We start from the raw sequence: 23,741 nt of genomic DNA on the forward strand, positions 1-23,741 counted from the left end.
TGCACGGCGCCACAGGCGCACGTCCACTCGCGGACGTTCAGCGGCAGCTTCCCGCGGACCGCGCCGCAGACCCCGCACAGCTTGCTGGACGGGAACCAGCGGTCGATCACGACGAGTTCGCGCCCGTACCAGGCGCACTTGTACTCCAGCATGGAGCGCAGTTCCGTCCACGACGCATCCGAGATGGCTCGCGCGAGCGAGTGGTTCTTCAGCAGGTTGCGGACGGTGAGGTCCTCGATCACGACCGTTTGGTTCTCACGGACGAGCCGAGTGGACAGCTTGTGCAGGAAGTCGCGGCGCCGGTCGGCGATCCGCGCGTGGATCTTGGCGACGCGACGCCGGGCCTTCTCGCGGTTGGCCGAGCCCTTCGCCTTCCGCGACAGCTCCCGCTGCGCGCGCGCCAGCCGGAGGCGGTCGTGGCGTTCGTGCTTCGGGTTGGTGATCTTCTCGCCGGTGGACAGGGTCACCAGGGAGGTGATCCCGGCGTCGATGCCCACGGCCGGCGTGGTGTCGGGGGCCGGGGTGATGCTGTCCTCGCACAGCAGGGACACGAACCAGCGTCCTGCCGCGTCGCGGGACACGGTCGCCGTGGTCGGCTCCGCACCCGCGGGCAGGGGACGCGACCAGCGGATGTCCAGCGGCTGGACCATCTTGGCCAGAGTCAGCTTCCCGTCACGCCACTTGAACGCGCTGCGGGTGTACTCGGCCGACGAATCTATCAGTTCCCGTGTGAACGGCGGGTGTCGGCCGGTGGCCATAGACACCGAATCGCCCTGGCGGCGATTCGCCATTCCCTGCCCCGCTACGCGGGAGCTTCGTTTCCTCCCCGGCCTGAAGGCCGGGGTATCCACGAAGGAGACCCGATGACGGCCGGCACACCGGTGACCGGCCGCACCGGCCGTACCGACCACAAGAGGAGACCGACCCGGTGAAAACGAGGATCCAGCCCACCGCCCAGGTGGACGAGTCGGCCGCGATCGGCGACGGCTCGACGGTCTGGGATCTCGCCCAGATACGGGAGGACGCGGCACTGGGCAGCGGCTGCATCGTGGGCCGTGGGGCGTACGTCGGCCCCGGGGTGCGCATCGGCGACCACGTGAAGCTCCAGAACTACGCCCTGGTCTACGAACCAGCGGTGCTCGGCGACGGGGTGTTCGTCGGCCCCGCGGCGGTGCTCACCAACGACCACTTCCCGCGCTCCGTGGACCCGCGGGGCCGGCTGAAGCGCGGCGGCGACTGGGAGGCCGTGGCCGTGGTGGTGGGCGAGGGGGCGTCACTGGGGGCCCGTTCGGTGTGTGTGGCGCCGGTGCGCGTCGGCCGCTGGGCCCTGGTGGCGGCGGGCGCCGTGGTGACCCGGGACGTACCGGACTTCGCGCTGGTGGCGGGCGTGCCCGCGCGCCGGATCGGCTGGGTCGGCCGGGCCGGCGTCCGGCTGGTGGAGCGGGAGGGCGAGCCGGGTTGCTGGGAGTGCCCCGAGACCGGCGAGCGGTACGACGAGAAGGACGGCGAACTCGTCCCGCGCGCATGACGAGTTGATCGGGCGAAGTACCGATCCCGATTCTCCCAAAACACCGTTCGTCGAACATGTGCAGGCATAACATGTGTGCGAAGTGTGCAGACCCACCACAGGGAGCACACGATTCGGCATGGCCCGGGGGGGGTTTCGGAGTGGGGGACATCTGTGCCTGAAGCGAGGAGCGGCGGCCGCTCCGGCGCCTGACATCCGCATCGCCTTCACACGCCCGGCCGTTCGCGCCGCGGCGATCTCAAGTCTGCGCGAAAACAGGACCCACAGGGGGGTTGGTGTGTCCGAACGATGACCATCACACGTCTGGCGGCGCTCGGCCGTGAGGAGCCGGCGCTGCTCACGCTCGCCCAACGGCTGCTCACCGTCGCCGAGTCGGGGCTTCCGTCGATGCTGCTTCCCGGCAAGGAGGCCTTCGCCTTCACCATGGCCGGGCACAGGTCGCCCGGCGGCTCCTGGAAGCTGGAGCGGCGCGGGACCAGCACCCGGTACGCGGCCATCACCGCGCTCGGAGCGCGGTTCCTGCCCGAGGACCGCCAGCGCGCGGTGCTCGGCGGCCGCAGCGCCCAGGAGTTCACCGGTCTGCTGATCGAGTCACTGCCCGCGGTGACCAACCTCGGTGACGCGGCGCTCATCGCCTGGGCCGCCGCCGACACCGGGCATCCCAAGCTGTCCGACGCCCTCGACCGGATGCGCGCCCTGGACGAGGAGGGCCGGCCGCAGTACACCGTCGAGGCGGCCTGGGTGCTGTCCGCCCTCGCGGCGGCGCACGGCACGGTCGACGTGGAGGGGCCCCTCACCGCGGCCCGCGACCGTCTGCTGCGGGCCCGGATCGGGAACAGCCCGCTGTTCCCGCACGCCACCGGCCCCGGCCTGGTGCCCTGGTACCGGGCGCATGTGAGCTGCTTCGCCGACCAGACGTACCCGCTCCAGGCCCTGGCCCGGGCACACGCCTGCGGCGACGGGAACGGCGATCCGGAGGCCCTGGCCGCGGCCGAGGCCTGCGCCGCGCGCATCAGCGAGCTGCAGGGCGACGGCGGGCAGTGGTGGTGGCACTACGACGCGCGCACCGGCGGCGTCGTGGAGGGCTACCCGGTCTACAGCGTCCACCAGCACGCGATGGCGCCGACCGCCCTGTTCGATCTCGCCGAGGCCGGCGGCACCGACTTCGCGGCGTCGGTCCGCAAGGGCCTCGGCTGGATGACGGAGGTGCCCGAACTGGCCGGACACCCGGACAAGCAGGAGCCGTTGATCCTCGACGAGCTCGGCGTCACCTGGCGCAAGGTCTTCCGGGGCGACCCGAAGAAGGCCGTACGCGCCGCCCGGGGCTTGGGCAGCCGGGTCGCTCCGAACCTCCGGCTGAAGCCCCTGGACCGGGTGTACCGCCCGGTCTCGGTGGACCGCGAATGCCGGCCGTACGAGTTCGGCTGGATGCTCCACGCCTGGCAGGGAGGCCGCGTATGAGCGGGCGTCAGTCACTTTTCGGGGTCGAACTGGACCCGCTGACCATGGACGAGACCGTAGGGCGCTGCCTGGCCGCGGTCCGGGAGGGCCGGCAGCTCGAGATCGGCGTGGTCAACGCGGCGAAGCTGGTGAACATGCGGCGGGACAAGCGGCTCGCCGAGGCCGTCGCCGGCTGCGATCTCGTCCTCGCCGACGGACAGGCCGTGGTCTGGGCCGGCCGGCTCCTGCGCGCCCCGCTGCCGGAACGGGTGGCCGGTATCGACCTGTTCCTGCGGCTGCTGGCCGAGGCGGAGTCGGCGGGCATGTCCGTCTACTTCCTCGGCGCCCGGCAGGAGGTGCTGGAGCGGATGCTGGGCGAGGTGGCCGGCCGCTTCCCCGGCCTGAAGGTGGCCGGCAGCCGGAACGGCTACTTCGACGACTCCGAACAGCGGGACGTCGCGGACGCCATCGCCCGCAGCGGCGCGCAGATGCTGTTCCTCGGCATGACCTCGCCCAAGAAGGAGATCTTCACCGCCGCGTACGGCGAGCGCACCGGCGCCCGCGTGGTGCACGGGGTCGGCGGCTCCTTCGACATCCTGGCCGGCGTCACCCGGCGGGCCCCGGTGTCCTGGCAGCGCTGGGGCGTCGAGTGGCTCTACCGGGCGCTGCAGGAGCCGCGCCGGCTGGGCCGGCGCTACCTCACCACCAATGCTGCCTTCGTCCTCATGACGGCGCGCGAGTTCATCCGGCTCACCCCGTCGCCCGCCTCCGCGAACAGGAGTCACTGATGCGCGTCGTCGTGGTCGGACAGGGATATGTCGGCCTGCCACTGGCCGTCCGGGCCGCCGAGGTCGGTCACGAGGTGATCGGCTACGACGTGGACTCCCGGCGGATCAAGAGTCTCGCCGCCGGCGAGTCCTTCGTCGAGGACGTCTCCTCGGAGCGGATCCGCGCCGCACTGGACAACGGCACCTACCGCCCCAGCGACGCGGCCCGGGACTGCGGCGGCTTCGACGTCGCCGTGGTCACCGTGCCGACGCCGCTCCACGAGGGCACTCCCGACCTGCGGTACATCAAGGAGTCGGCGGTCACCCTCGCCCGCTATCTGCGCCCCGGCGCCACCGTCGTCCTGGAGTCGACCACCTATCCCGGCACCACCCAGGAGCTGTTCGCCCCGATCCTGGAGGACGGCTCGGGCCTGACCGCGGGCCCCGACTTCCACCTCGGCTACAGCCCGGAGCGGATCGACCCCGGAAACGCCGTCTGGGGCTTCAAGGAGACCCCGAAGGTGGTGTCCGGCGTCGACGCGGCCTCACTGGAGGCGGTGCGGGACTTCTACGGGCAGCTCGTCGACACCACCGTGCCGGTGCGCTCGCCCAAGGAGGCCGAGCTCGCCAAGCTGCTGGAGAACACCTTCCGGCACGTCAACATCGCGCTGGTCAACGAGATCGCGATGTTCGCCCACCACCTGGACATCGACGTCTGGCAGGCCATCGACGCCGCCTCCACCAAGCCCTTCGGCTTCATGAAGTTCACGCCCGGACCGGGCGTCGGCGGCCACTGCCTGCCCATCGACCCCTCGTACCTGTCCTGGCGGGTGCAGCGCGAACTCGGCCAGAGCTTCCGCTTCGTGGAGCTGGCCAACGACATCAACAACCACATGCCCGAGTACGTGGCCCGGCGCATCGGCGACCTGTTCAACGAAAGACGCCGGTCCGTGAACGGCTCGAACATCCTGCTGCTGGGCCTGGCGTACAAGAAGAACACCGGTGACGCCCGCGAGTCGCCCGCCCTGCGCGTCTCCCAGCTGCTGCTCGACATGGGGGCCCAGGTCAAGGCGGCGGACCCGCACGTGGTCGAGAGCCTGCCGGTGGACACCCGGCTGGTGCGGGTCGAGCCGGTGCCGGAGGAGCTGGCCGCCGCCGACGTGGTGGTCCTGCTCACCGACCACGACAGCTTCGACTACGAACTCATCGCCCAGTACGCCCGCTTCGTCCTCGACTGCCGCCGCCGGCTGTCGGCCGGGCCCACGATCGAGGTGCTCTGAACCATGCCCCGCATCGTCTGCGTCGCCGGTGCGCGACCCAACTACATGAAGATCAAGCCGGTGATGGACGCGCTGGAACGCCGGGGCGCCGAGGTGATCCTGGTCCACACCGGCCAGCACTACGACCCGGCCATGAACGAGGTGTTCTTCACCGACCTCGGCATCCGGCCGCCCGACCACTTCCTCGGGGTCGGCTCCGGCAGCCACGCCGAGCAGACCGGACGCGTGATGACCGCGTTCGAACCGCTGCTCGGCGAACTGTCCCCGGACGTCGTCGTCGTGGTCGGCGACATCAACTCCACCCTGGCCTGCGCCCTGGTCACCGCCAAGGCGGGCCCGCTGCTGGCGCATGTCGAGGCCGGACTGCGCAGCCGTGACTGGAGCATGCCGGAGGAGGTCAACCGGGTCGCCACCGACCGGGTCAGCGACTATCTGCTGGCACCCTCCCCCGACGCCGCCGGGAACCTGCGCGCCGAGGGGTACCGGGACGACCAGATCCACCTGGTCGGCAACGTCATGATCGACACACTGCTGGCCAACCTGGAACGGGCCCGCGCCTCGGACGTCCTCGACCGGTACGGCCTGGCCAGGGGGGAGTACGGTCTGGTCACCCTGCACCGGCCCGCCAACGTGGACGACCCCGAGGTCCTCGCCGGGCTGCTGAAGGCCCTGGGCGAGGTCGCCGGCCGCTGCCCGCTGCTGCTGCCCGTGCACCCGCGTGCCGCCGAACGGCTGGCAGGCATCGGTGTCCCCGGGGGCATCCGGCTGGTGCCGCCCGCCGGGTACCTGGACTTCATCGCCCTGCAGGACTCCGCCCGCCTCGTGCTGACCGACTCGGGCGGCGTGCAGGAGGAGACCACCGCGCTCGGCGTGCCCTGCGTGACCCTGCGGGACAACACCGAACGCCCCGTCACCGTGGAGCAGGGCACCAATGTGCTGGCGGGCCGCGACCCGGCGCGCATCGTCTCCACCGTCAACCGCGTGCTGGACGATCCCCCCGGGCCGCGCCGGCCCGAGCTGTGGGACGGCCTGGCGAGCGACCGCATCGCCGACGTGCTGCTGGACGGAGGGACCGCGAGCAGCCGGCCGAGGCCCACCGACCGAACACCCGCCAAATGATCCGCTCGCGGCATATGCTCATCGGGGGTCGGGGCGTGAGGGGGGACCACCATGGATCTCGCTGAGATCTTCCGGGTCATGCGCAGGCGCTGGTACGTCCTGCTGCCCGGACTGCTGCTGACCGCCGCGCTGGCGGTCGGCGTGGCGCTGGTGGTTCCGGTCACCTACCAGTCGCAGAGCACGGTGGCCCTTCTGAACTCCCGGAAGGCCACCGTGGCCTACGACGGCAATCCGTTCCTCAGCACCCAGACCTCGCTCACCGGCATGGCCGACAGCCTGGCCCGCAATCTCAACTCCGACGGCTCCCTGCGGGAACTCAAGTCCCGTGGCGCCAACGGCACGATCGAGGCCAAGATCGCCGACAACGCGCAGGGGCCGCTGATGTGGCTGACCGTCACCGGCACCGACAGGGCCGCCGTCCTGGACTCGGACCGCATCCTGACGGCGTACGCCAAGGAGCGGCTGGACCAGTTCCAGAAGCAGCAGTCGGTCGCCCCGAAGGCCATGATCCGCATGACCACGATCGTGCCCCCGCAGAGCCCGGTGGCGCAGACCAAGACCCGGCTGGAGTACCTGGTCATGGCCGGGGGCCTGGGCCTGGTGCTGAGCATGGGCGCCGCCTTCTACGTGGAGGCGCGCAAGAGGTCGCCGAAGCCCGCGCCGGAGCACGGCACCGCCCCCGTCCCGTCGGCCGCCTCCGCCCCGTCGCTCGCCCCCGCCCCCTCGGCCGGGACCCCGGTCGTGGAGGAGACGCTCACCATGCGGCGGCTGCCGCAATGGTCGCGGCCCGCCGGGGACGGGCCCGCCGCCGCAGGATCCACCGCGTCGCGGCCCGTGGTGGCCGGGGCGTCCGCCGCAGAGCCGCTCGACGAGGAGTCGACTCATGGACACCGCCCGCGCACCGGAGACCGGTGAGACGAGCGACGGCCCCGCGCCTCCCGCTTCACCCGGACCCGTTCCGCCCGGTCCCGTCGCACCGCCCGCCGCCGACCTCGGCCTGAAGGTCCGTTCGGCGGCGCGATGGAGCCTGATCAACACCGTCGTCATGCGGCTGGGCACCTTCGCGACCGGCATCCTGCTGGCGCGTTTCGCCCTGGGCCCCGCGGAATGGGGCGTGTACGGCATCGCCCAGACCGTGCTGCTGGTCCTGCTGTCCGCGAACGAGCTGGGCGTGGGTCTGGCCATCGTGCGCTGGGAGGGGGACGCACGGCGGTTCGCGCCGACCGTACTGACCCTCAGCACCCTCTCCAGCGGTCTGCTGTACGTGGCGCTGTTCGCGGCGGCGCCGACGGTGGCCGGCCTGATCGGTTCGCCGGACGCCGTGGGCGTACTGCGGGTGATGTGCCTGTGCGTGGTGATCGACGGGGTGGCCCAGGTGCCCGGGGGCTTCCTGACCCGTGAGTTCGCCCAGGGCAAGCGGATGATCATCGACGCGCTCAACTTCGTGATCGGCACGGCGGTGACGCTGCTGCTGGCCTTCGAGGGCTGGGGGGCGATGAGTTTCGCCTGGGGAGCCGTGGCGGGGAACCTCGTGACGCTGGCCGGCTGCGCACTGGCGGCGCCGGGCACCCTGAAGTACGGCTGGGACAGCGGCCAGGCCCGGGCACTGCTGAGATTCGGGCTTCCGCTGGCGGGTGCGAGCATGCTGGCCCTCGCGGTGGTCAACGTCGACACCATGGTGGTGGGCGCGACGCTGGGCAACGTGTCGCTGGGTTTCTACGTGCTGGCGTTCAACATCTCCGGCTGGCCCGTGCGGATCATCTCCGAGGCCGCCCGCCGGGTGTCCTTCGCCGGTTTCTCCCGCCTGGCCGAGTCGCCGGAGGCGCTCGCCCAGGGCTTCAGCCGTGCCCTGGGCGTACTGATCACCGCCACCGTACCCCTGTGCGTCCTGCTGGCCGGCCTCGCGGAGCCGGTCATCCACCTGGTCTACGGGAGCCAGTGGACCCCCGCCGCCGCGGCACTGCCCTGGCTGATGGCCCTCGGCCTGATCCGCATCGGCGGCGAACTCGCCTACGACTGCCTGGTCGCGATCGGACAGCGCCGGTCGCTCTTCCTGGTGCAGGGCCTGTGGCTGGTCGCCCTGATCCCGGTGCTCATCGTCGCCGCCCGCCTGGACGGCATCGTCGGAGTCTCGCAGGGCCATGTCCTGGTCGCCGCGGGCATGGTGGTGCCGGTGTTCCTGATCGCCCTGAACCGCGGCGGCATCGGCGTCGGCCGGATAGCCAGGGCCTGTGCGTGGCCCTTCCTCGGCGGGGCCGTGATGGCCGCGGTGGTGCTCGGGCTGGAGCGCCCGTTCGGCGACGGCCGGCTCGCCCTCCTCGCCATCGGCACGATCGCCCTGGCCGCCTACACGCTGTGCGTACTGCCCAGCCTCGGCTTCCTGCGCGGCACCGGCCGCGGTGCACGACCCCACCGCGGCCGGCGCAGGCCTCCCGCACCGCTTCGGCCTGACCGACAGGACATGGAATGAACCGGATGTCACGGCGTATCAGCCAGGACTTGCTCACCGGACCGCTGCTTGCGGCGTTACTCGCGGTCATGGCCGTGGCCTGCTCGGGATCGGACCGGGCCGCCTCTCCCCCGTGCCCGGACGACGCGCTGACCTGCCCCGCGGGCGTGTCCCCGGCGTCGCCGAGCGCACGGCCGTCGGGCGCGGCCGCCGACGACTCCAAGGGGCGTACCACCGCAACGCCGCCGTCCCCGACGCGGAGGCCCGCCACGACGGCCGGTGCGCGGGGTACGACCGGGAAGCCCTCGGCCAGGGGCGCGTGCGCCTCGCCCGGAGCCTGCGGCTTCCCCGACGCCCGCACCACCGGCCCGCGCATCCCCCTCACCCCCCACAAGACGGGCGCCCTGACCGTCCGCACCAACGGGCTCGTGATCCGGGGCTGGGACATCACCGGCTCGCTCGACATCTACGCGAACGACGTCACCGTCATCGACACCAAGGTCACCTCGGACAACTGGTGGGGCATCAACCTGCGCCCGGGCTTTCGCGGACTGCGGGTCCTGCACTCCACCATCACCGCCGTGCCCGGCAAGGGGCCCGACAACGGCGGCGTGGACTACGCCGTGTCGAACATGGGCGGCAGCTCCATCGAGGTCGGATGGTGCGACGTCTCGGTGTTCGGCGACGCCCTGGCCATGGGGCAGGGCAACCTGCACGACAACTACGTGCACGACATCGCCCCGTTCGTGAACAAGGGCGGCGAGTGGCAGCACACCAACGCGGTGATCAGCGGTGGCGGCAACACCGGGCAGCTGATCATCCGGCACAACACCCTGCTGAACCCGACCGGCCTCAAGCAGGGGGCCTCGGGAAGCATCGGCCTGTTCGCGGACACCGGGGTGGTCCGCAACGTCGTCGTCGACCACAACTGGCTGGCCGGCGGCGCCTACGCCCTGTACGGAGGCGACAAGGGCGCCACCGGGATCAAGGTCACCGACAACATCTTCTCCACGCAGTACCACCCCGCTTCCGGCGGCTACGGCGCGGTCGCCCACTGGAACCCGGGCGGCGCCGGGAACGTGTGGCGCGGCAACCGGATGTCCGACGGCCGCCCGGTCCGGCCGGAGCCGTCCTCGTGAGCGGGGCGCCCCGGGCGGGAGGCAACGACATGACGCGCCGTGTCGCGCGGGCGCCCTGGGAACTGCTCAAGGCGGCGTTCGGCTGGCTCGTGCTCTTCGAGGCCAGGAACAAGATCCTGCTGGCCCCCTCCGCGGTGCGGCTGCGCCGGTTCGAGGACGCCGAGACCCGGCGGCTGGCCGCGGCCCTGCCGTCACCGCCCCCGGCACTGGTCGCCACCGTGATCGCCACCCACCGGCGCCCCGAGGCGCTGCGCGCCGCGGTGCGCTCGGCCCTGGACCAGACGGTTCGCGACCAGGTGGTCATCGTGGTCGACGACGGCGCGGGACTGCCCGAACTCCCCGCCGACGAACGGCTGTCGGCCGTCTCGCTGACGCGCAACACCGGCGTGGCGGGGGTCGTGCGCAACGTGGGCATCCGCCTGACACGCTCGCGGTACGTGGCGTTCCTGGACGACGACAACCTGTGGGAACCCGACCATCTGGAGAAGGCGTTGGCGGTCCTGGAGTCACCGGGCGGACCCGACGGCGTCTACACGGCGCTGCGCCGCGTCCTGCCCGACGGCAGTGAGAAGGACGTCCTGTCGGTGCCCTACGACCGCCGCCGCGCGGCTCGCGAGTCCTTCCTGGACACGAACGCCTTCGTCGCCCGCCGCACTCGCGGTCTCCGTTTCAGCCGCCTGCACCGGACGCCGGAGGTGATGCCCCGCGAGGACTGGGAGCTGATCCGCCGGTACGGCCGCAGGCACCGGGTGCGCCACGTCCCGCACCCCACCGTCCGGTACCTGATGAACCCGGCCAGCTTCTACACCCAGTGGTGACAGCCGGGTCGACACTCTCTCCCGTTCCGCTCCGATCACAGGTGGTTGATCCCATGCCCCACTCCCGCGCCCTGAGAAACAGATTCGTCGACGCGCCCGGCTCACTGGGCGAGAGGCTGCGCCTCGCCCGCTGGGAGCGGCTGCGGCGCTGCTTCCCCGGCATCGAGGGCATGCGCGTCGTGGACCTGGGCGGGACGGCCGAGATGTGGCTGCGCGCACCGGTGCGCGCCAAGCACGTCCATCTGATCAACCTGGAGGAGCATCCCGCCGAACTGCCCGACTGGATCACCGCGGAGGTCGCCGACGTCACCGATCCGGCGGTCGCCGCCGAACTCGCCGGCCAGGGCGGCTACGACCTGGTGTTCTCCAACTCGACCATCGAGCACGTGGGCGGCCACAGCCAGCGCCGGAAGTTCGTCTCGGCCGTCGAGCTGCTGGCGCCGCTGCACTGGATCCAGACGCCGTACCGCTACTTCCCCGTGGAGCCGCACTTCGTCGCACCCGGTTTCCAGTTCCTGCCCCTGGGCGCCAGGGCACGTCTGGTGCGGCACTGGCCGCTCGTCCACAGCCGCCCGGACAGCCCGGAGTCGGCGATGGACGCCGTGATCAACATCGAGCTGCTGACCCGCACCGAGATGCGCTATCTGTTCCCCGGATCCGTACTCCTCAGTGAGCGCATGCTCGGCGCGACGAAGTCGCTCATCGCCGTGCGGACCGAGAACCCGCGCTGAACCGGCCGGCGCGGGACCCCGGCATCCGGCTCACGGTCCCGGCGTGGCGTGCAGGGCGCCCCGCCGGGCGAGGGCCGCGGCGGCCGCGCGGCTGGCCGGGCGGCCCAGCGCGGCACGCGACGTCTCCCGGAGCAGGACCGCGGTGCGGAAGGCGGCCGTGGCGAGGGGGCCGTGCCGGCGCCGGTACAGCCGGACCCGGTTGAGGGTGAGGAGCGTCCAGAGGCGGGGCGACACCTGTGAGTCGCCCCCCAGGTGGACGGCCTCGGCCGTCGGCTCCAGCCGTGTGGCGTAGCCCCGGTCCCGTGCGCGCAGGCAGTACTCGGTCTCCTCCGAGTAGAGGAAGAAGGACTCGTCCCACGGCCCGCACCCGGCCAGGCAGTCCCCCGAGACCGCCATGAGCGCGCCGGTCGCCCAGTCGGCGCGCGTGGGCCGCCGGTACGCGGCGGGGTCGGTGACGAGTTCGCTCAGGGCCGGGAAGCGTCCGGCCCGGGTGTTGCCGATCAGGGCCTCGCCGAGGGCCCGGAGCACGCTGGGCTCACGGCGCAGCGAGTGGTGGGGCGTTTCCCGGCCTTCCTCGTACAGAAGGGGTACGGCGATCCCGACGCCGTCCCGGAGGCTGTCGACGAGGCGTTTGGCGCAGCCCTGCCGCATGCGGATGTCGGGGTTGCAGATGAGCACGGTCCCGTACTCACCGGCCGCGTTCAGCGCCGCGTTGATCCCGGCCGCGTACCCGGCGTTGCGGCCGGTCGGGACGAGGGTGGCGTCGGGGGCCAGGGTCCGCAGCACCTCCACGGTGTCGTCGGCCGAGTCGTTGTCGGCGACGACCAGGTGCCAGTCGAGGCCGGCCATGCCGTCGGGCAGTGCGGCGAGGAACCCGGGGAGCACCGAGGCGCTGTTCCAGGTGACGACGATGACGGCGACGGCGCTCATCGGGACTCCACGAGTCGGGGGAGCTGGGCTCCGGGTGTATCGGATGCTTCGGGCGTCTTGCGGGGGCCGGGGCGGGCGGCCGCCTCACGGCGGACGAAGCCGAGGTAGCTGCCTCCGGCGCCCAGGGTCAGGAAGAACATCCCCGCGTACATGGGGAAGCTGAGCGCGTCGAAGGTGGCGCTGATGACGAGGGCGACCAGGGCCGAGGCGAGGAAGGCCTGCCCGAGCTCCCGGTCCGACTCGGTGCGGGCGAGCCGGCGGACGGCGCCGCCGGTGTGGATCCCGGTGACGAACAGGGCGAGCAGCGCGATCAGTCCGACGACGCCCGTCTCGGCCAGGGTGAGCATGTACTGGTTGTCGGTGAAGAAGTAGAGGTCGGGGGTGAAGGTGCCGAACCCGCGGCCGAACCAGGGGTGTTCGTCGAGGTAGGGCACGATCGCGCTGTACTTCACGGTGCGTGCCTGGGTGCTGCTGTCGGAGTTGGACAGGAAGCTGGCGAACAGGCCGGTGATGGTGCCGATCAGTCCGGGGATGATCACCTTGAAGACGCCCACCGAGGCGACGACGATGCCGATCGCGGCCCAGCGCCGCTGCGGCTTCCAGCGGGGCACCATCACCAGGATGACGATGAGGGCGCCGATGATGGACGTCCTGGACACGGTCAGCGGAAGAGCGCCCGCCATGACCGCCACCGGGCCCCAGCGCCGCAGCGCCCCGGCGTGCCGGCGCACCGGGTCGAAGGCCTGGTGGACGGCGAAGGGCACGAGGATGGCCAGCATCCCCCCGAACTCCAGCGGATGGGCCGTGGTGGACCGCGGCCGGGTGAACGAGCCGCGGTCCATGGTGCTGATCCCGGCGCTGCTCGACTGCAGGCCGGGGATGTGGATGGAGTCGGCGATGTTGGTCGCGGCGAAGAAGTCGTAGTAGCCGATCAGGGCGACCACCGTGCCCAGGACGACGAGCCGGCGCATCAGGGTCTCCAGCCTGCCGCGCTCCTGGATGCCCGCGGACGCCAGCACCACCAGCGCCACCCACACCCCGAGCCCGATGAGGCCGCGGTCGGCTCCGAGGACCTCCTTGTGCGAGCTGCCGCGGGTCGCGTCCGCGACGTACGACAGCAGCACCGCCGCGGCGAGCACGCACATCGTGACGCGCGGCAGCCTGGTGCCCTCGGCCGGGCGGATCCGGCCGCCGAGCCAGGTGGCGAGGTACCACAGGAGTCCCAGCAGGGCGAAGACGTTGGCCGGGGTGCCGACGCCGCCCAGCGCGGGCAGGGTGAGGTTCGACGGGACGAAGAAGGCGAGCACCAGATAGCCGGTGAGGATCGTCACGGCGTCCAGCCTGCGCACCAGCAGCCCTCTGGGAGCCCGCTCGGGGGGCCGGGCGCGATGGCGCCGGGGGATGTACCCGGCCCGGGCGCGTCCCCGCCGGCGGACCACCGCGACGCCCTCGGCCAGGATGGACAGCAGGAACGCGCCGACCACCCCCACGATGACGACCGCGGCGATGTCCTGGTACCTGGCCTTCGACTCCGGGACCGGTTTCTGCGGCAGGACGACCGGGGCGGCCTGCACGGCGTACACCGTCGGCACCTTGGCGCCGGCCTGCAGGGCCTTCAGCTGTTCCCCGGTGAAATTGGTGAGGGTGGTGGTCTCCCGGAGCACCTTGGCCCGGTCGGTTCCGGTGACGCTCAGGGTGAGCAGCGGGCTGTCGGCGTTGGACGCGAAGCCGGCCGTGTACGGATCCGTGACGCCGCGCGAGCGAAGTTCCTTGGCGGAGTCGCCCGACTGGAGTGCCCTGATCAGCACGTCGGCCGTGACGACCAGCGAACCGCCCGCGTTCGAGATGGGGTTGCCGTAGGCCGGCGCCATGTTGGCGACCGCCCTGGAGTCGAGGAGCGTGACGGAGCTCTGCGACGCGTAGGACACCGGGATGGTCCGGTGCAGATATCCGCCGGCCAGAAGACTGAGCAGGGTGAGGGGCACCATGAAGTACCAGCGCCTGCACATGATGGCCCAGAGATCGCCGAGGCTCACGAGAACTCCCTTTCGGTGGCGGGCCGCCCTGGCGCCTGCGAGGATCGGTGCCGACGGAAGGAATCCCTGTGTCGCCTCGTGACGTCACCGAAGCGCTTCTCCGCCGCTGGTACGTTCTGCTGCTCGTGTTCCTGCTGACCGCCGCCGGGGCCTACCGCGTGGTGAACCCCGCTCCCGAGTACGTGAGTTCGGCGGTGGTCGTTCTCAAGCCGCCCGCGACCGGAAGCCAGCCGAACCAGCTGACGAACCTGCAACCGCCCCTCGCCGCCCTCTCGTACGGAGTCATCCAGCAGCTCGAGTCGCCGGCCGGGCGCAAGGAGCTGGACTCCGCCGGTGTGCGCGGGGCGTACCAGCTCATCCCGCGTAACAGCGGCACCAGCGCGACGCCGCAGTATCTGATCCCCTCGATGCAGGTGCAGGCGCGGCGGAGCGACCCGGCGGCGGCCGACACGGCCGTCCGCCGGATCATCGACGTCTACTCCAGGCATGTGGCGGCCACGCAGTCGGCGGAAGGGGTCCCGGACAAGGCGCTGATCACGGCCTCCGTGCTGGTCGCCCCCGGCGCCACGCCGGTGCAGGGCGACAAGGCCCGCGCGCTGGCGGGCACAGCGCTGCTGGGCGGGTTCACCGGGATCCTGGGCGCGCTGTGGTACGACCGGTACGCGCTGCGGCGCAGGAAGCCGAAGGAGACGTCCCCGGACCCGCTGCGCCGCACCGACGGGATTCCCGCGACGGGTTGAGCTCGTGGACATCAGATACCGCGGCGCTTCCAGGACTCCCACCACAGCAACTCCCGGCCGCGTTCGGCCACGGCCGACCACACCAGCGGCTGGAGGTAAGGCATCGCCTTCGGGCCGATGCGCCGTCTGAGCCGCAGCGCGCGGTACTCCGGCAGCTCGGCGTACTCCGGCAGGCACTCCGCGGCGAAGGCGACGCACTCGTCGACCGGAACCACCTCCGTACGCCCCCGGTCGTAGGCACGGTAGGCCCTGCGCAGCGCGTGGCGGGCCAGCCGGGTGTGGACCTCGTCGGCGAGGCGGTCGGCGTGCGGCAGCCGGTCGGCGCATTTGACGAGCACCGAGTCGAAGGCGACGAGGCGCTGGCGCAGGTCGTCGAGCTGTCCGCCGAAGTCGGTCGTGGACATGTTCTTGCCGTGGACGCGGTAGAAGGCCTGGTCGGCCCCGCGTACATAACCGACGTCGGCGTGCGCGGCGAGCCGCATCCACATCTCGATGTCGCCGGCGTGCGGCAGCGCCGGGTCGTAGCCGCCGACCTCGCGCTGGAGGCTGGTGCGGACGACGACCTCCGGTGAGGTGATGCAGCCGGTGCCCTCACGGAAGCGCCGCTCCAGCCACCACTGCCCGGGATAGACCACGGAGCCGGTGCCGCGGGTACGGGCCGGCGGCAGCGGCCCGCCGTGCTGGAAGCGCAGGGGACGCCCGTAGGCGAACCCCGCCTCGGGGTGGGCGTCCAGCAGCGCGGCGGCCCGGACGAGGGCGCCCGGCACCAGCCGGTCGTCGGCGGAGAGCAGGGCGACGTAGGTGCCGTCGGCCCACTCCAGCAGGCCCTCGTTGTAGGTGGCGATGTGGCCCTTGTTGGTCGCGTGGACGCGGACCTCGATCCGCGGGTCGGCGGCGGCCAGCTTGTGCGCGGTCTCCGCCGAGTCGTCGGGCGAGGCGTCGTCGATGATGAGGACCCGGACGTCGACTCCGTCCTGCTCGTCCAGGACGCTGCTCACGCAGTCGGCCAGGAAGTGGCCGTACTTGTAGCAGGGGATCACAACACTGACACTGCTCATCGGTGGGAATGCCAATCCCCGGTGGTGGCGCCCGGGTTCGCGGGGGCCACCACCGGTGCGCTGTGACGGGTCAGTTCTTCTTCTTGTGGACGGTCCTGGCGGTCAGGGTCCAGGTACGGGACTTCACCGCGTGGCGGTGCTTGTCCCGGGCCGTGACCGCGACCTTGAACCGGGTGCCGTCCGGCAGCGGGGCCGACAGGTGCACGGACACCTTGTGACCCGCCCGGTCGTAGGAGGTGACGGCCGTGACATGGAGCTTCCTGGCCGCGGCGGCCCGGGGGCCGGACAGGACGGTCACGGTCGCCTTGACGGACGACACCGCGGTCTTCGCCGGCAGGGTGGTGACGAGCGGGCTGCCCGCGTCGGCGGTGTGCGTCAGCGTGGCCGCGTTGTCCTCGGAGGCGCCGGGCGCCGCCAGGGACGCGCCCGGGTCGTCGGCGCTGAAGACCGGGCCCACCCAGTAGTTCGCGGATCCGTAGGAACCGCTTGGGAAAGCAGGGTCGGTGCCGTACCGGTAGAGCCCGTTGTGGTGCGCGGTGGTGTCGGCGGTGCCGGTGAGCGGATAGGACTGGTGGGCCGCGGCGAAGTAGCCGCCGTCGACCGCGTAGTGGCCGTTCGGCGCGTGGTAGGAGACGACGTACGGGGTGTCGGCGCTGATGGCCACCGGGGTGGTGAAGGTCATCCGCTGCCAGCCCGAGGCCGTCTCGCCGGTGAAGGTGCCGGTGGCGAGCAGCGTGCCGGCGTCGGACCACAGGCTGCCGGTGTGGGTGCCGGTGTTGCCGGTGCCCTTGTAGAAGGTGACACCGGTGACCCAGCCGCTCGTCGAGGACGTGAACCGGGTGCCCAGCTCGACCGAGTTGGTGTCGCCGGTCATGTCGGTGGTGGCGGGTACGGCCGAGGCGCCCCACAGGGTGCAGGGGCAGGTGACCGCCGGCGGGGTGGTGCTGGTGGTGAAGCTCCAGGTCACCGGGTCCGCCATGGCGTTGCCCCACAGGTCGGAGGCCTGGACGGAGGCGGTGTACGTGGTGTGCAGCGCCAGTTCCGTCGACGGGGTGAAGGTCGCCTTGTTGGACGCGGGGAGCGTCCAGGTCCCCGGCACGGTGTCGCCGTCCGGATCCTTCACGGTGAAGGTCAGGTTGTCGGAGTCGACGGCCGAGCTGAAGACGGCCGACACCGGTGCCGTGATCGACACGCCGGTCGCCCCGGACGTCGGGGAGGTCGAGCTGACGGTGGGCGGGGTGGTGCTGGCCGTCGAGGTGTCCAGCACCACGTCGACCCAGTAGTTGCTGCCCGAGGACTGCGAGGACGGGAAGGCGCTGGTGGAGCCGTAGTGGTAGACGCCGTTGCCGCCGTCGGTACCGGACTTCAGGGCCGTGAGCGGGGCGAGGCCCGCGTCACCGCCGGAGAAGTAGCCGCCGTCGTAGGAGTATCCGCCGTTGGGGGCGAAGTACGAGGCGACGTAAGTGGTGTTGGCCTTGACGCTCACCGGGGTGGAGAAGTTCAGCTGCTGCCAGCCGGAGGCCGTCTCGCCGGTGAAGGTGCCGGTGGCCAGGCGGGTGCCGGAGGCGCTCCACAGGCTTCCGGTGTGGGTGCCTGTGTTGACGGGCGACTTGTAGAAGCGGACCGAGGTGATCGAACCGGCGGCCGTGGTGCGGAACTTGACGCCGAGCTCCACCGAGCTGCCGTCACCGCCGTTGACGGTCCCGGGGACGGCCGAGGCCGGCCAGACGGTGCACGGGCAGGCCTGCGGGCCGACGGTGAGCGGGACGGTGCTGACGGCGCCGATGTTGACGCTGTCGTCCACCGCGCGGACCTTGACGGACACGGCGCCGGGGGCGGTCGGGGTCCAGGTGTACTTCCACGACCCGAGGCCGGTCGCGGCCTTCCAGGTCTGGCCGCCGTCCGTGGACACCTCCACCCGGGCCACCACGCCGCCGCCGGAGTCGGTTGCGGTGCCGGTGACGGTGACCGGCTTCAGCGCCGGGACGGTGACTCCGGAGGCCGGGGCCGTCACGGTGACGGCCGGGCCGGTGGTGTCGGTCGTGGCCGTCGCGGCGACCAGGTTGCTCTGCCGGGTCAGCGGCTGGACGCCCATGTCGGCGAAGACGTTCAGGGTCGCCTGCTGCATGCGGGCGTCCTCGGTGACCACGGTGTCGTCGGGGTTGTACGTCGGGATGTCGGTCAGTCCCCACGACCACTGCACGGTGCCCGCCCCGAACACCAGGGCGCCGGAGTCCTGGTCGCGGAACTCGACGAGGTTGTGCGTCGCGGTGCCGTTGCCGTAGACGTTGCCCCAGTCCGTGCGGAGCTTGCCGTCGTTGATGTCCACCGTGGTGGACGACACGTCGATCGCCCCGGCGGGCCGGGTGCTGTTGTCGATGTCGCTGTCCCACTCGTAGCCGAGGGTGCCCGTCGGGAAGGTGGCGGTCTGACTGGTCGTCAGGTTGGCGACGGACGTGTTGCGCCAGATCCGGTTCTTCCCGTACGAGCCGGGGACGGTGATGGCGTCGCTGCGGTAGCCGTTCACCGTGAACATGGAGCCGGTGAGGACGTTCGGCGGCTGGTAGTCCTGTCCGTACTGGGTGCTGGCGGGGTCCATCCAGGTGCCGGTCCAGGTGCCGCTTGGGTCGGCGACGCCGTTGTTCTGGGCCATCTTGGTCATCTTGTAGCAGACCAGGGTGCGGTTGGCGGTGTTCGCGCCGTCGATGCTCGGGGTGAGCCGGGTCTTCCAGAAGACCTCGTTGCCGCTGAAGAAGCCTTGCCGGACGCCGGCCTTGCGGGCCGCGAGGACGTTGGAGTACTGGCTCTGCGTCCAGTACTCGTCATGGCCGGAGGACAGGTAGACCTTGTGCTTCTTCAGCAGGGTGGCGCCGTTGGCCGACACGTCGACGCCGGACAGGTAGCTGACGTCGTAGCCGTTGCGTTCCAGCCAGGACAGCATCATGTACTCGGAGCCGTAGATGCCGTTGTCGCCGCCGATGTCCAGCGGACGGTTGTAGCTGACCTCGTAGGCGCGGCCGTCCGGAGCGGGGCCGGCGCCGCCGTAGAGGTCCTGGCCGCCGTAGTCGTTGTAGGCCTGCCAGGTCTGGTCGCTGGTCTGCACGACGACGTCGGAGGTGCTGGAGTCCTTGCGGACCACGAACGGGTACGGCATCAGGCCGTCACCGTCCGTCTGGGTGAGGTTGGCGATGTACAGGCCGGAGACGGCGTCACTGGGCACCGTCCAGGTGGCGGTCACCGGCCAGTTGCCGCAGTCGACCAGGCCGGTGCCGCTCTTCTTGGTGCAACTGGCAGGGTTTGTCAGATAGTTGGCCGGATAGGTGACGGCGGCCTGGGCCGCGGTGGACATCTCGCGCGCGCCGTCGCCGCCGTACCAGCCCAGGCGGTAGATCTCGACGTGGTACGAAACCTTCGACTGCACCTTGAACTGCACGGTGTCACCGGCCTGGACGCTCTCCTTGGTGGAGAAGCCCTTGATGTCACCGTAGGCGTTGGGCGAGAACCAGTCGGACTTCGGGTTGCCCGGCTTGGAGTTCTCACAGACGACGGGGTTCGAACCCGTCCCGCACGGATCGGAGGCTGCCAGGGCGGTCCCCGCCTGCGGGAGCACCGCCCAGATCAACGCTGCTACGACGGCGAGGCGGCTGCCCCGGATCCGTCTGCTCCATTTTTTCATGTGTACCTCTCACGGTGCTGTGCAGGACCGACCCGTGCGGTCGGGGTGAAGCCGTGAAGCCGTGACCGGTCAGCCGCGCAGGGCGTGGGCGAGTGCGTCCACGACGCGCTGCTGCTGGTCGGGGGTGATGTGCGGGTGGAGCGGGAGCGACAGGATCCGCTCCGCCGTCCGCTCGGCGTGCGGGAAGTCGCCCCGGGAGTGGCCGAGATGGCGGTACGCCGGGGTCAGGTGGACCGGTGCCGGGTAGTGCACCCCGGCGCCGATGCCCTCCGCGTTGAGCTTGCCGACGATGTCGTCGCGGTCGGCCCCGTCGACCTGGAGGACGTAGAGGTGCCATACGTGGACGTTGCCGGGTGCCGTCGCCGGGAGCACGACCCGGCCGGCCGCGGCGAGGCCGGCGAGCAGTTCGTCGTAGCGGGCCGCGGCCGCCCGGCGGGCCGCGTTGCCGGCCGCGAGGCGCTTGAGCTTGGCCCGCAGGACGACGGCCTGCAGCCCGTCCAGCCGGCTGTTGAAACCGGGCACGTCGTGGCGGTACTTGGCGACGCCGCCGTGGTTCGCGATGGCGCGCACCAGGCCGGCCCGCTCCTCGTCGTCGGTGAGCACCGCGCCCGCGTCGCCGTAGGCACCCAGGTTCTTGCCCGGGTAGAAGCTGGTCGCCGCGATACCGCCGCTGCCCGGCGAGCGGCCGTCGCGGGTGGCGCCCTGGCACTGTGCGGCGTCCTCCACCACCGCGACGTGCTGGGGCAGTTGGGCGGTGAGTGCCGTCACGTCGGCCATCTGGCCGTAGAGGTGGACCGGTACGACCGCGCGGGTGGCCGGGCCGACCGCGTCCAGCGCGGCCCGCGGGTCGAGCAGGTAGGTGTCGGGCAGGCAGTCGGCGAGGACCGGCCGGGCGCCGGTGCGGGCCACCGCGCCCGCGGTGGCGATGAAGGTGTTGGCGGGCACCACGACCTCGTCGCCGGGGCCCACTCCGCTCGCGCGCAGCGCGAGTTCGACGGCGTCCGTGCCGTTGGCGACGCCCGCGCAGTGCGCGACACCGCCGAAGTCCGCGTACTCGCGCTCGAACAGGCGGACCTCCTCGCCGCCGATGAACGCGGTGCCCGCCAGGACACGTTCGAAGCCGGCCCGTACCTCGTCGGCGACCTCCTCGTGGGCCGCCTTGAGGTCCACGAGCGGTATCTGGTTCATGTGACTGGTCCCCCCAGTGCGTGCTTCGCGAAGTCGTCGTCCCGCGACGCGAGTCGGTCGAGCGCGGGCGCATCCGCCGCGCGCAGCCGCCGGGCCGGGCTCCCCACCCAGACCTCGCCCGGCGGTACATCGCCGAGCACGGCGCTCCCCATCCCGATCAGCGACCAGGCGCCGACCGTCGTGCCTTCCCTGATCAGGGCGCCGGAGCCCAGATAGGCGCCCCGCTCCACCCGTACGCCTCCGCCCAGACGGGCGCCGGAGGCGATGGTGGCGCAGTCCTCGACCACGTCGTCGTGGGTGAGGACGGCCTGCGGCATCACCGCGACATGCGCGCCCACCCGCACGGCGGCGGTCAGCGCGCAGTGCGCGAGCAGGACCGAGCCGGGTCCGACCTCGGACGTCCTCGACACCGAGGCCGTCGGGTGGACCACGGTGGCGTAGCGGTCCGCGGGCAGGCCGAGCCTCGCGACCAGCCGGGCGCGGGACGCGTAGTCCCGCGGGTTGCCCACGCAGAGGACCACCCGGGCCCGGGGCAGGCCGTGGACCAGGTCGCAGCCGCCGAGGACGGGTACGCCGTCCACCTCGGTGCCGTGCAGGGCGGGATCGTCGTCGAGGTGCCCGAGCAGCTCGGTGCCGCCCGCGTCCCGTACGGCCTGCGCGGTCTCCCGGGCGAAGCCGCCGGCACCGATGATCAGCAGCCCGTTCATCTTCGGGCCTGTTCGCGCAGGGCCGTCACGACGCGGTCCTGCTGGGCCTCGGTCATCGTGTGGAACAGCGGCAGGATCAGCGAGTCGCGGCTGATCCGCTCGGTGACCGGAAGCGGCGCGCGCGGGTGGCCGGCGTAGGCGGGCTCGAGGTGGGCCGCCATGATCCCGCGCCGGGCGGAGACCCCGGTTCCGGCGAGCGCCGCCAGCAGGTCGTCCCGGCCGACGGGGAAGCCCTCGTCCAGGAGCACCCAGTAGGACTGGAAGTTGCTCTGCCCGTGCGCGGGGTCGCGGACCGGGGTGAGGCCGGGGACGTCCCGCAGCAACCGGTCGTAGCGGGCGGCCAGTTCGCGGCGGCGGACGATCATCGCGTCCAGCTTGCCGAGCTGGACCAGGCCGACCGCGGCCTGGATGTCCGTCATCCGGTAGTTGTAGCCGACCTCGAGGTAGCTCTCCAGGACCGGCTTGGCGCTGGCGTGACGCTGGGCCGCCGAGGCGTTCATCCCGTGCTCGCGCAGCCGGCGCAGGCGCTCGGCCCACGCGGCGTCGTCGGTGGTGACCATGCCGCCCTCGCCGGTGGTGACGACCTTGCGGGGGTGGAAGGACCAGGCGGCGATCAGTGCGCCGTGCCCCACGGGCTTGCCGCCGACGGTCGAGCCGATGGCACAGGCCGCGTCCTCCACCAGCGGCAGGTCCCAGTCGGCGCAGGCGGCCCGCAGGGCGTGCACGTCGGCCGGTGCGCCGCCCTGGTGGACGGCGAGGACGGCCCGGGTGCGGGGGGTGCGGACGGCGTCGACGGTGGCCGTGGTCAGGTTGCCGGTGGCGGGCTCGACGTCGGCGAACACGGGTTCGGCACCGACGTAGCGCACGGCGTTGGCGGTGGCGATGAACGACAGCGAGGGCACCACGACCTCGTCGCCGGGCCCGACGCCGAGCGCGACGAGGGACAGGTGCAGGGCGGTGGTGCACGAGCTGACCGCGACGGCGTGCTCGGCGCCCACCCGCTCCGCGAAGGCCCGCTCGAACGCGGCGACCCGGGGGCCCTGGGCGACCCACCCGGAGAGCACCGCCTCGGAGGCGGCCCGGGCCTCCTCCTCGCCGAGCCAGGGGATCATCACCGGGATGCGGTCGGTGCTCACTGGGCGGCCTCCCCCGCCGCGCGCTCCGCACGCCACCAGTCCACCAGGTCCCTGAGCCCGGTGCGCAGGTCGATCCGCGCCGTGAAGCCGAGCCGCTCGGCGGCGCTCGTGGTGTCCGCGAGCCGCCGGACCACCCCGTTCACCGCGCGGGCCGGCCCGTGCTCCGGCTCCAGGCCCTCGGCGCCCATCGCCTCCAGCAGGCCCCGGGCCAGCTCCTTAAGCGAAGTCTCCGTACCACTCGCGACGTTGAAGACCTCGTCGGTCAGGTCCGACTCGGCGGCCAGCACGTTGGCCCTCGCGATGTCCCGGACGTCGACGAAGTCCATGGTCTGGCTGCCGTCACCGAGGATCAGCGGCGGCTCGCCCGACTCGATGCGCTCCATCCAGCGGATGAGCACCTCGGTGTAGAGGCCGTGGATGTCCATCCGGGGGCCGTAGACGTTGAAGTACCGCAGCGCCACGTAGTCCAGGCCGTACATGGCGTGGAAGCTGCGCAGCATGCCCTCGTTGAAGGCCTTGGCCGCGCCGTAGAACGTGTCGTTGTTGTAGGGGTGGTGGCGCTCGGTCGTCGGGAAGTCCTCGGCCATGCCGTAGACGGAGGCCGAGGACGAGGCGATCACCTTGCCGACCCCTGCCTCGACCGCCGCCTCCAGGACGTTGAAGGTGCCGTCGACCATGACCTCGTTGGCGAGCCGGGGCTCCTCCGCGCACTGCGTGATGCGGATCGCGGCGAGGTGGAACACCAGGTCGGCGCCGTCGGTGGCCTTCCGCACGGCGGCGGCGTCGCGGATGTCGCCCTCGACGACCTCGACGACGCCGCTGTCCAGGGCCCTGGCCAGGTTGCCCATCCGCCCGCGGACGAAGTTGTCCAGCACGACGATCTCACGGGCACCGCCCTCGGCCAGGAGGTCGACGAGATTGGACCCGATGGTCCCCGCCCCTCCGGTGACCAGGATCTTCTTGCCCCGTACGCTGCTCAACTGAAGTGCCCTCTCCATC

19 protein-coding genes and 1 pseudogene are annotated in these 23,741 nt (G+C 71.8%); 11 read left to right on the forward strand and 9 right to left on the reverse strand.

Annotated features, from left to right (window positions below; translation table 11 throughout):
• A pseudogene (locus ABZ478_RS29835) lies at positions 1 to 746 on the reverse strand (RNA-guided endonuclease TnpB family protein); the annotation flags it as partial.
• A gap of 182 nt (positions 747 to 928) precedes the next feature.
• Between ABZ478_RS29835 and ABZ478_RS29840 the strand changes: the two are divergent.
• The 10 genes from ABZ478_RS29840 to ABZ478_RS29885 all read left to right on the forward strand — a co-directional run bounded on the left by ABZ478_RS29840 (position 929) and on the right by ABZ478_RS29885 (position 11,271).
• Positions 929 to 1,528 carry an acyltransferase gene (locus ABZ478_RS29840; protein WP_359554006.1) on the forward strand — a complete coding sequence of 200 codons (600 nt, stop codon included), beginning with the start codon at positions 929 to 931 and terminating at the stop codon, positions 1,526 to 1,528.
• Positions 1,529 to 1,816: 288 nt separating this feature from the next.
• A complete protein-coding gene (locus ABZ478_RS29845; RefSeq protein WP_359554008.1) occupies positions 1,817 to 2,989 on the forward strand; it encodes a hypothetical protein in 1,173 nt (390 codons plus the stop codon).
• A complete protein-coding gene (locus ABZ478_RS29850) occupies positions 2,986 to 3,756 on the forward strand; it encodes a WecB/TagA/CpsF family glycosyltransferase (protein WP_359554009.1) in 771 nt (256 codons plus the stop codon). Before ABZ478_RS29845 ends, ABZ478_RS29850 begins: the two co-directional genes overlap by 4 nt.
• The gene (locus tag ABZ478_RS29855; RefSeq protein ID WP_359554010.1) at positions 3,756 to 5,015 is read left to right on the forward strand and encodes a nucleotide sugar dehydrogenase; all 1,260 of its coding nucleotides are present in this window, start codon (positions 3,756 to 3,758) and stop codon (positions 5,013 to 5,015) included. The genes ABZ478_RS29850 and ABZ478_RS29855 overlap by 1 nt, the downstream gene beginning before the upstream one ends.
• Before the next feature lie 3 nt (positions 5,016 to 5,018).
• On the forward strand, positions 5,019 to 6,134 hold the full coding sequence (gene wecB, locus ABZ478_RS29860) for a UDP-N-acetylglucosamine 2-epimerase (non-hydrolyzing) (RefSeq protein ID WP_359554012.1): 1,116 nt from the start codon (positions 5,019 to 5,021) through the stop codon (positions 6,132 to 6,134).
• Positions 6,135 to 6,185: 51 nt separating this feature from the next.
• Complete coding sequence (locus ABZ478_RS29865) at positions 6,186 to 7,049, forward strand: Wzz/FepE/Etk N-terminal domain-containing protein (protein WP_359554013.1); 864 nt, start codon at positions 6,186 to 6,188, stop codon at positions 7,047 to 7,049.
• A complete protein-coding gene (locus ABZ478_RS29870) occupies positions 7,018 to 8,604 on the forward strand; it encodes an oligosaccharide flippase family protein (RefSeq protein ID WP_359554014.1) in 1,587 nt (528 codons plus the stop codon). The genes ABZ478_RS29865 and ABZ478_RS29870 overlap by 32 nt, the downstream gene beginning before the upstream one ends.
• 5 nt (positions 8,605 to 8,609) lie before the next feature.
• Positions 8,610 to 9,722 (forward strand): hypothetical protein, encoded by a 1,113-nt coding sequence (locus ABZ478_RS29875; RefSeq protein WP_359554016.1) that lies wholly within the window; start codon positions 8,610 to 8,612, stop codon positions 9,720 to 9,722.
• 29 nt (positions 9,723 to 9,751) lie between these two features.
• On the forward strand, positions 9,752 to 10,540 hold the full coding sequence (locus ABZ478_RS29880; protein WP_359554017.1) for a glycosyltransferase family 2 protein: 789 nt from the start codon (positions 9,752 to 9,754) through the stop codon (positions 10,538 to 10,540).
• A gap of 53 nt (positions 10,541 to 10,593) precedes the next feature.
• Positions 10,594 to 11,271, forward strand: coding sequence for a class I SAM-dependent methyltransferase (locus ABZ478_RS29885; RefSeq protein ID WP_359554018.1), 678 nt, complete (start codon positions 10,594 to 10,596; stop codon positions 11,269 to 11,271).
• Between the two features lie 30 nt (positions 11,272 to 11,301).
• Here the strand turns inward: ABZ478_RS29885 and ABZ478_RS29890 are convergent, their stop codons facing one another.
• Both ABZ478_RS29890 and ABZ478_RS29895 read right to left on the reverse strand, forming a co-directional pair.
• A complete protein-coding gene (locus tag ABZ478_RS29890) occupies positions 11,302 to 12,201 on the reverse strand; it encodes a glycosyltransferase family 2 protein (RefSeq protein WP_359554019.1) in 900 nt (299 codons plus the stop codon).
• Entirely contained in the window at positions 12,198 to 14,237 is a 2,040-nt protein-coding gene (locus tag ABZ478_RS29895; RefSeq protein ID WP_359554021.1) for an O-antigen ligase family protein, read from the reverse strand. Before ABZ478_RS29895 ends, ABZ478_RS29890 begins: the two co-directional genes overlap by 4 nt.
• 68 nt (positions 14,238 to 14,305) lie before the next feature.
• On the opposite strand from ABZ478_RS29895, the gene ABZ478_RS29900 reads away from it, so the two are divergent.
• Positions 14,306 to 14,977: a hypothetical protein gene (locus ABZ478_RS29900; RefSeq protein WP_359554022.1), complete on the forward strand. Its 672-nt coding sequence runs from the start codon at positions 14,306 to 14,308 to the stop codon at positions 14,975 to 14,977.
• Between the two features lie 11 nt (positions 14,978 to 14,988).
• On the opposite strand, the gene ABZ478_RS29905 is transcribed toward ABZ478_RS29900, so the two are convergent.
• The 6 genes from ABZ478_RS29905 to ABZ478_RS29930 all read right to left on the reverse strand — a co-directional run bounded on the left by ABZ478_RS29905 (position 14,989) and on the right by ABZ478_RS29930 (position 23,740).
• A complete protein-coding gene (locus ABZ478_RS29905; RefSeq protein ID WP_359554023.1) occupies positions 14,989 to 16,035 on the reverse strand; it encodes a glycosyltransferase in 1,047 nt (348 codons plus the stop codon).
• Positions 16,036 to 16,105: 70 nt separating this feature from the next.
• Positions 16,106 to 19,711 carry a DUF4082 domain-containing protein gene (locus tag ABZ478_RS29910; protein ID WP_359554024.1) on the reverse strand — a complete coding sequence of 1,202 codons (3,606 nt, stop codon included), beginning with the start codon at positions 19,709 to 19,711 and terminating at the stop codon, positions 16,106 to 16,108.
• A 69-nt stretch (positions 19,712 to 19,780) separates the two neighbouring features.
• Positions 19,781 to 20,899 (reverse strand): DegT/DnrJ/EryC1/StrS family aminotransferase, encoded by a 1,119-nt coding sequence (locus ABZ478_RS29915; protein WP_359554025.1) that lies wholly within the window; start codon positions 20,897 to 20,899, stop codon positions 19,781 to 19,783.
• Positions 20,896 to 21,606: an acetyltransferase gene (locus tag ABZ478_RS29920; protein ID WP_359554027.1), complete on the reverse strand. Its 711-nt coding sequence runs from the start codon at positions 21,604 to 21,606 to the stop codon at positions 20,896 to 20,898. The genes ABZ478_RS29915 and ABZ478_RS29920 overlap by 4 nt, the downstream gene beginning before the upstream one ends.
• On the reverse strand, positions 21,603 to 22,742 hold the full coding sequence (locus tag ABZ478_RS29925; protein WP_359554028.1) for a DegT/DnrJ/EryC1/StrS family aminotransferase: 1,140 nt from the start codon (positions 22,740 to 22,742) through the stop codon (positions 21,603 to 21,605). Before ABZ478_RS29925 ends, ABZ478_RS29920 begins: the two co-directional genes overlap by 4 nt.
• The gene (locus ABZ478_RS29930) at positions 22,739 to 23,740 is read right to left on the reverse strand and encodes an NAD-dependent epimerase/dehydratase family protein (protein WP_359554029.1); all 1,002 of its coding nucleotides are present in this window, start codon (positions 23,738 to 23,740) and stop codon (positions 22,739 to 22,741) included. The genes ABZ478_RS29925 and ABZ478_RS29930 overlap by 4 nt, the downstream gene beginning before the upstream one ends.
• Position 23,741: the final 1 nt, after the last annotated feature.

The organism is Streptomyces sp. NPDC005706 (assembly GCF_040631045.1).
GTDB lineage: Bacteria > Actinomycetota > Actinomycetes > Streptomycetales > Streptomycetaceae > Streptomyces.

Excerpts from the sequence above, each read along its gene's own strand:
- ABZ478_RS29845 (WP_359554008.1), top strand. The coding sequence starts at position 1,817 with ATGACCATCACACGTCTGGCGGCGCTCGGCCGTGAGGAGCCGGCGCTG.
- ABZ478_RS29850 (WP_359554009.1), top strand. The coding sequence starts at position 2,986 with ATGAGCGGGCGTCAGTCACTTTTCGGGGTCGAACTGGACCCGCTGACC.
- ABZ478_RS29855 (WP_359554010.1), top strand. The coding sequence starts at position 3,756 with ATGCGCGTCGTCGTGGTCGGACAGGGATATGTCGGCCTGCCACTGGCC.
- wecB (WP_359554012.1), top strand. The coding sequence starts at position 5,019 with ATGCCCCGCATCGTCTGCGTCGCCGGTGCGCGACCCAACTACATGAAG.
- ABZ478_RS29865 (WP_359554013.1), top strand. The coding sequence starts at position 6,186 with ATGGATCTCGCTGAGATCTTCCGGGTCATGCGCAGGCGCTGGTACGTC.
- ABZ478_RS29870 (WP_359554014.1), top strand. The coding sequence starts at position 7,018 with ATGGACACCGCCCGCGCACCGGAGACCGGTGAGACGAGCGACGGCCCC.
- ABZ478_RS29875 (WP_359554016.1), top strand. The coding sequence starts at position 8,610 with ATGTCACGGCGTATCAGCCAGGACTTGCTCACCGGACCGCTGCTTGCG.
- ABZ478_RS29880 (WP_359554017.1), top strand. The coding sequence starts at position 9,752 with ATGACGCGCCGTGTCGCGCGGGCGCCCTGGGAACTGCTCAAGGCGGCG.
- ABZ478_RS29885 (WP_359554018.1), top strand. The coding sequence starts at position 10,594 with ATGCCCCACTCCCGCGCCCTGAGAAACAGATTCGTCGACGCGCCCGGC.
- ABZ478_RS29890 (WP_359554019.1), bottom strand. The coding sequence starts at position 12,201 with ATGAGCGCCGTCGCCGTCATCGTCGTCACCTGGAACAGCGCCTCGGTG.
- ABZ478_RS29905 (WP_359554023.1), bottom strand. The coding sequence starts at position 16,035 with ATGAGCAGTGTCAGTGTTGTGATCCCCTGCTACAAGTACGGCCACTTC.
- ABZ478_RS29910 (WP_359554024.1), bottom strand. The coding sequence starts at position 19,711 with ATGAAAAAATGGAGCAGACGGATCCGGGGCAGCCGCCTCGCCGTCGTA.
- ABZ478_RS29915 (WP_359554025.1), bottom strand. The coding sequence starts at position 20,899 with ATGAACCAGATACCGCTCGTGGACCTCAAGGCGGCCCACGAGGAGGTC.
- ABZ478_RS29920 (WP_359554027.1), bottom strand. The coding sequence starts at position 21,606 with ATGAACGGGCTGCTGATCATCGGTGCCGGCGGCTTCGCCCGGGAGACC.
- ABZ478_RS29930 (WP_359554029.1), bottom strand. The coding sequence starts at position 23,740 with ATGGAGAGGGCACTTCAGTTGAGCAGCGTACGGGGCAAGAAGATCCTG.